This is a genomic window from Klebsiella sp. K5-204 (genome assembly GCF_030128585.1).
In the GTDB taxonomy this organism is placed as follows: domain Bacteria; phylum Pseudomonadota; class Gammaproteobacteria; order Enterobacterales; family Enterobacteriaceae; genus Klebsiella; species Klebsiella quasipneumoniae.
In genome coordinates this window covers 465,345-471,697 of the sequence record NZ_JAKUZS010000005.1, presented here as the reverse complement: position 1 = coordinate 471,697, position 6,353 = coordinate 465,345, and the positions used below count along the sequence as shown (strand labels likewise).

5 protein-coding genes are annotated in these 6,353 nt (G+C 62.4%); 1 reads left to right on the top strand and 4 read right to left on the bottom strand.

The genetic code is table 11. The annotated features are described in order from the left end of the window. Nucleotides 1-137: 137 nt before the first annotated feature. From MKR05_RS16085 to MKR05_RS16070, 4 genes are all read right to left on the bottom strand, one after another. A complete protein-coding gene (locus tag MKR05_RS16085) occupies nucleotides 138-1,379 on the bottom strand; it encodes an LVIVD repeat-containing protein (protein ID WP_248569268.1) in 1,242 nt (413 codons plus the stop codon). Nucleotides 1,380-1,496: 117 nt separating this feature from the next. Then, nucleotides 1,497-2,561, bottom strand: coding sequence for a sugar ABC transporter substrate-binding protein (locus tag MKR05_RS16080; protein WP_032455089.1), 1,065 nt, complete (start codon nucleotides 2,559-2,561; stop codon nucleotides 1,497-1,499). 20 nt (nucleotides 2,562-2,581) lie between these two features. Continuing rightward, nucleotides 2,582-3,580, bottom strand: coding sequence for an ABC transporter permease (locus tag MKR05_RS16075; protein ID WP_032455088.1), 999 nt, complete (start codon nucleotides 3,578-3,580; stop codon nucleotides 2,582-2,584). Further along, nucleotides 3,577-5,079 (bottom strand): sugar ABC transporter ATP-binding protein, encoded by a 1,503-nt coding sequence (locus MKR05_RS16070; RefSeq protein WP_064155094.1) that lies wholly within the window; start codon nucleotides 5,077-5,079, stop codon nucleotides 3,577-3,579. Before MKR05_RS16070 ends, MKR05_RS16075 begins: the two co-directional genes overlap by 4 nt. A gap of 163 nt (nucleotides 5,080-5,242) precedes the next feature. Between MKR05_RS16070 and MKR05_RS16065 the strand changes: the two genes are divergently transcribed. Continuing rightward, a complete protein-coding gene (locus tag MKR05_RS16065) occupies nucleotides 5,243-6,331 on the top strand; it encodes an oxidoreductase (protein ID WP_044521557.1) in 1,089 nt (362 codons plus the stop codon). Nucleotides 6,332-6,353: the final 22 nt, after the last annotated feature.

Below are 6,353 nucleotides of genomic sequence, written 5' to 3'. Positions count from 1 at the left end.
TTGCCCGGCGGCGCTGCGCTTGCGCGGGCCTACAGATAACCGCATGACGGTTTGATATTGCAGTCTTTTGTAGGCCGGGTAAGGCGAAAGCCGCCACCCGGCAGACATGCGAGCACAATTTTGCGTTTACCTTGTCCTCACCCCAGATACTCAATCACCGACAGCCCGCCGTTGTAATCGGTGCTGTAGATAATGCCCTGCGCATCGACAAACACATCGCAGGACTGGATCACCCGCGGGCGGCCGGGACGGGTATCCATCATCCTCTCAGGAGCAGCCGGCACCAGCGCCCCGGTCTCCAGCGGACGATACGGGTTGGAAATATCGTACGCCCGCACGCCGGCATTCTGATAGGTGGCGAAGATAAGCGTTGAGCTGACAAAGCTCCCCGGCCGGTTCTCATGCAGGTTATGCGGCCCGAAGTGCGCCCCTTTCGCCACATAGTCGATTTCATCAGGCTGTGGGAAAGTTGAGATACTTACCGGGTTCGCCGGCTCGCGAATATCAAACAGCCAGATCAGCTTCTCGCCGTCCTCCTGATTGTCGAGCACCGCTTCATCCAGCACCACCAGCAGATCGCGATCCGGCAGCGGCAGCGCGGTATGCGTTCCGCCGCCGAACGGCGGGCTCCAGTTGCGATGGCTGATCAGCGTCGGCTGGGTACGGTCTTTGACATCCAGCAGCGTCAGGCCGCCGTCGCGCCAGCTGCCGTAGGCGGTATCCCCGGCAATAATGGCGTGGTGCAGCGCATAGCGTTTACCCTGCGGCCAGTCCGGTGTTTCACCGCCCGCCTGGTGCATCCCCGGCAACCACCAGCGCCCGGCAACCTGCGGTTTACGCGGATCGGCCAGATCGATGGTCAGGAAGATGTAGTCGGTAAAACCGTCGATCAGCGCGGACACATACGCCCAGCGGCCGCCGACGTACCAGATGCGGTGAATGCCGATACCGCTCAGCGACAGAAAGCCAATTTCACGCGGCTTATCCGGCGTGGAGATATCAAACACGCGCAGCCCGGCGCTCCAGCCTTTGTCCTGCACATCGCTGACCGTGTCACCCACCGAGCGGGTGTAGTACACCTTCTCATCGGCAAAACGGGCATCGGCAAACAGATCCCGGGCGTTGATCACCAGCAGCAGATCGTCATGCGCCTGGAGATGCACGTTCCAGGTGCCCGGCGGCGCGGCAATATAGTTGACCGTGGTGGGCCGGGTCGGATCGCGAACATCGACCACGGAATAACCCTGCGACACCATATGGCCGATATAGGCGAATCCGCGGTGCACCATCAGCTGGACGCCGTCCGGACGACCGCCCTGGTCGCTATGGCCGATCAGCCGCATATTGCGGCTGTATTCTGGGGAAGGTAATGCTGACATAGGGAATTCCTTTCGCCCGGTGGCGCTGCGCTTACCGGGCCTACGGGCGCTGTTGGTTTTCCCCCTCTCCCTGTGGGAAAGGGCAACAGGCCGCCCCCGCCGCCACCCGGCTTCGTTTTATTTGTTTTTCGCTTCCAGCGTCGCAAACCACGGCGCGATAAAGTCTTCCGTCTGGCCCCAGCCCGGAATGATTTTCCCCAGCGTGGCCACGTTCACCGCCCCCGGCTGGGCCGCCAGCAGCGCCTGCGGGATCGCCGCCGCCTTGAAGTCGTAGGTGGCCGGCGTCGGCTCGCCGGCGATCTTATTGGCGATCAGCCGCACGTTGGTCGCGCCGATAAGCTTCGGATCCACCGCCACGCTCACCTTCCACGGGCTGCCGGCTTCGCGCATCAGCTGCAGATCCTGGTTGGAAATATCAATACTGTAGAGTTTGATCTCGGTGCGGCCGTTCTCTTTCAGCGCCTTATAGGCCCCCTGGCTAAAGGCATCCCAGGTGCCCCAGATAGCGTCGATTTTCCCTTTCGGATATTTGGCGAGGATCGCCCCCACCTTGTTGGCAGTGTCGCCCTGCACATCGGACGAAACGGCGCCGATCGACTCCAGCTCTTTAATCCCCGGATTTTGCTTCAGCAGCGTCTGGTAAGCCGCCTGACGGCGCTCCATTGGCGGGAAACCCGCCACCCACAGCTTGACGATGTTGGCTTTGCCGTTGAAGTCTTTCACCAGCTGGCCAAAGGAGAGATCGGTCAGTGAGGCGTCATCCTGCTGGCTGACCGTCACGCCGGGGATCTCGCCGCTCACCGCGGTATCGAACACCGCCACTTTGATCCCGGCGTCCACCGCCTTCTTCACCAGGGCCGTCGAATAGGGGTCACGCCCCTGGGAGAGAATAATGCCGTCGTATTTCTGGCTGATCGCCTGGTTGACGAAGTCCTGGAATTTGGCGTCATCGCCGTTGCTCAGGAAGGTGCTGATTTTGAAACCGAGCTTTTTGCCTTCCTGCAGCGCCCCGGCGACAAACTGGGTGGTGTTATCGTCAGACCCCAGGTTGCGGATCACTGCAATGCGGATCGGGCCATTGTGTTCGGCAATGGCCGCCGGCACCGGCGTCGGGGCGGTGGCCAGCGCCGCCGTCGACTGCAGCAGACCCAGCGTAATGAGAGAGAGTGCGATCTTTTTCATGCGGTTTACCCTGTAAAATGTTAAGTACGGCGCTGAAAATAGGTCAGTGCCAGCGCGCCAGCCAGTACCAGCCCTTTAATAATGTCCATCGCGTAATACGGCACCGAGAGCATCACCAGCCCGTTGGAGAGCACGCCGAGGATCACCGCCCCCACCAGCGTCCCCAGGGCGTTCGGTTTGCCGGAGCCGGCCAGCGAAAAGCCGATCCAGGCCGCCGCCACCGCGTCCATCAGATAGCCGCCGCCGGCGTTAACCTGCGACGATCCGATACGCGAGGCCAGCAGAATGCCGCCGAGCCCGGCCAGCAGCGAGGCAATCACGTACGCCGCCACTTTATAACGCGTGATCCGCAGGCCGGAGAGCCGCGCCGCCTCCGGGTTGCCGCCGATGGCGTACATCCGCCGGCCGTGGGTGGTGAACGACAGCGCCAGCTGGGCGACCAGCGTCACCACCAGCATGATGATGACGATAGTCGGCACCTGGCCCAGCGCGCCAAATGCCGCCGGGATGGTGCCTTCTGCCATCTCGCCGCTCGGCAGCACCATGTTTTCGGTAATCGACCCGCCGTAGCTGTATGTCATTGCCACCCCCTGAATCACAAACAGGCTGGCCAGGGTGGCGAGCATGTCGGGGATGCGCAGCACCACGATCAGAAAGGCGTTAAACAGCCCCACCAGGGTGCAGAGCGCGAGGGTGATCAGGATAGCTTCGGTGGTCCCCAGGCCGTGCCAGACAAACAGGGAGATCACCAGGGCGTTGGCCAGCGACGCCGTCGATCCGACGGACAGATCGAAGCCGCCGATGGTGAGGGAAATCGACACCCCAATGGCAATCACCGTCACGATGGCTATCGAGCGCAGAATGTTGATGATGTTGAACGGGTCAAGGAAGTTGTCCGAGGCGAAGCCAAAGACCGCCACCAGCAGCACCACGGTCAGCAACATGCCCCACTTATAGAGAAAATCAAAAAATCGCTGACGGCCCGATACCGTCGCGTTCACTGCCAGGGCCTTGCTCACGCTGCCGCTCCTCCGGTTGAATAATAAAGCAGTGTCTCTTCCCGGGCTTCCGCGCCGGGGATCTCCGCCACGATCCGTCCGTCCCATAGTACGCAGATGCGATCGCATAAACCGACCAGCTCGGCGAATTCACCCGAGGCATAAATCACCCCTTTGCCTTCCCGCGCCAGACCATCGATCAGTATGAACAGATCGGTTTTCGCTTTCACATCGACCCCTTTGGTCGGTTCGTCAAAAATCAAAACGTTGGCATCGCCGCGCAACCATTTGCCAATGGCCACCTTCTGCTGATTGCCGCCGGACAGACGGCGCAGCGTCTGACCGGGACCGGTGGCGCGCACGCCGAGGCGGGCAATCACCTCCTCCGCCCAGCGCCAGGCCTGGCGATGGCCGAACAGGCTCCAGCGCGAAAAGTGGTTATCGGCGCTGACCGCCAGGTTCATCGCGATCGGCTCTTCGATGAAAATGCCCTCTTTGCGCCGCTCCTCCGGGACCAGCGCCAGGCCGCGCCCCACCGAGTCGGCGGGATCCCGCGGCCGCCACGGCTGGCCGTTCAGCTCGCCGCGCTGCACCCGGCTTTTGCTGGCGCCGAACAGCGCTTTGCACAGCTCGGTTTTGCCCGCCCCGGCCAGCCCGGCGATACCCAGAATTTCCCCCTTACGCAGGCGCAGCGAGATATCCTGCAGCAGCGCCTCATCGTGCAGCCCTTCCACCTGCAGCAGCACGTCTTCACCGTGCGGTGGACGCGGCGGCGGGAAGATATCGCTCAGCTCGTGGCCCAGCATCTTTTCGACAATCTGTTCCCCGCTCAGCGGCGCCATCGGGCCGCTCTCAATCAGACGCCCGTCGCGCAGCACCGTCAGGGTGTCGCAGATCGCCTTCAGCTCGTGGATGCGGTGCGAAATAAACACCACCCCGATCCCCTGCTGCTGCAGACGGCGTACCACCGCAAACAGGCGTTCGCTTTCATGCTGATCCAGCGGCGCGGTGGGTTCATCGAGGATCAGAAAGCGGCAATGGTGCGACAGGGCGCGGGCCAGCAGGATCTGCTGTTTTTCGGCGAGCGTGCAGCTGTCAATAGAGCGCCTGACGTCCAGCGCCACGTCCAGCTGCGCCAGCGCCTCGCGCGCCAGCTGCCGAACCCGCGACCAGCGGAAGGTCGTCCCCGGCTCCGCCAGCCTGTCCAGCATGATGTTTTCGGCAATGCTCAGGCCCGGCACCAGCGCCACGTCCACCTCCTGCTGCACCAGGTGGATCCCCAGCTGTTTGGCATCCCGAGGCGAACGAATAGTGACCGACTGGTTATTGATCGTCACTTCGCCCTGATAATGGGCGTGGGTGCCGCACAGCACCGCCATCAGCGTCGACTTACCCGCGCCGTTAGCGCCGGTCAGGGCATGCACCGACCCGCCATGAAGGGTGAAGGCCACCTTGTTCAGCGCCTGAAAGCCGGAGAAGGCCAGGCTAATGTTATGCATCTCAAGGCGATTCGCGCTCATCACTGCTCCCGTGCGGCAATTAATCTTCTGATTTAACGAATTTTTCATAGCCGCCGCTGGCTGACAACTGCGTAAAAAGCATAAGATACAACGAAATAATATTAGCCATCTGGATGTCCAGACATAACATCAGGTTAGCCCAACACCTATAAGGACAGCTTTCATGAGCAACAGCGAAATCCGCGTCGTGCCCGGCCCGGCCAACTATTTCTCCCACCCTGGCAGCCTTCAGCGGTTAAGCGATTTTTTTAACGCCGACCAGCTATCGCGGGCGGTGTGGGTCTATGGCGAGCGCGCCCTGGCCGGCGCCGAACCTTTTCTGCCGGCGGCCTTCCACCTGCCGGAGGCAAAAAAGATCCGCTTTACCGGCCACTGCAGCGAACGCGATGTGGCGGCGCTGGCGCAGGCCTCAGGTGACGATCGGGCGGTAGTGATTGGCGTAGGCGGCGGCGCGCTGCTCGACAGCGCGAAAGTGCTGGCCCGCCGCCTGGGGGTTCCGCTGGTGGCCATCCCGACCATCGCCGCCACCTGCGCGGCATGGACGCCGCTGTCGGTGTGGTACAGCGACGCCGGACAGGCCCTGAATTTTGAGATCTTCGATGACGCGAATTTCCTGGTGCTGGTCGAGCCGCGCATCATTCTCAACGCCCCGGCGGAGTACCTGCTGGCGGGCATTGGCGACACCTTAGCCAAATGGTATGAGGCAGTGGTGCTGGCGCCGCAGCCGGAGGCCCTGCCGCTCACCGTGCGGCTGGGGATTAACGGCGCGCTGGCGATCCGCGACGTGCTGCTGGCCAGCAGCGAAACGGCGCTGGCGGACCAGCGCCGCGGCGAGCTGAGCCAGGCGTTTCGCGATGTGGTGGATGCGGTTATCGCCGGCGGCGGGATGGTTGGCGGGCTGGGGGAACGTTACACCCGGGTCGCCGCCGCCCACGCGGTGCATAACGGGCTGACGGTGCTGCCGCAGACGGATAAATTCCTCCACGGCACCAAGGTGGCCTACGGCATTCTGGTGCAAAGCGCCCTGCTCGGTCAGGATGAGGTCCTGGCGCAGCTGGTGCAGGCCTGGCAGCGCTTTAACCTGCCGGCGACGCTGGCGGCGCTGGAGGTCGATATCACTAACCGCGCAGAGCTTGACCGGGTCATTGCCCATACCCTGCGCCCGGGCGAGTCGATTCACTATTTACCGGTGACGTTAACCCCTGAGGTTCTGCGCGCGGCGTTTGAGAAGGTGGAATACTTCAGCCGTTAATCACCCCGACCGTCTATACCTA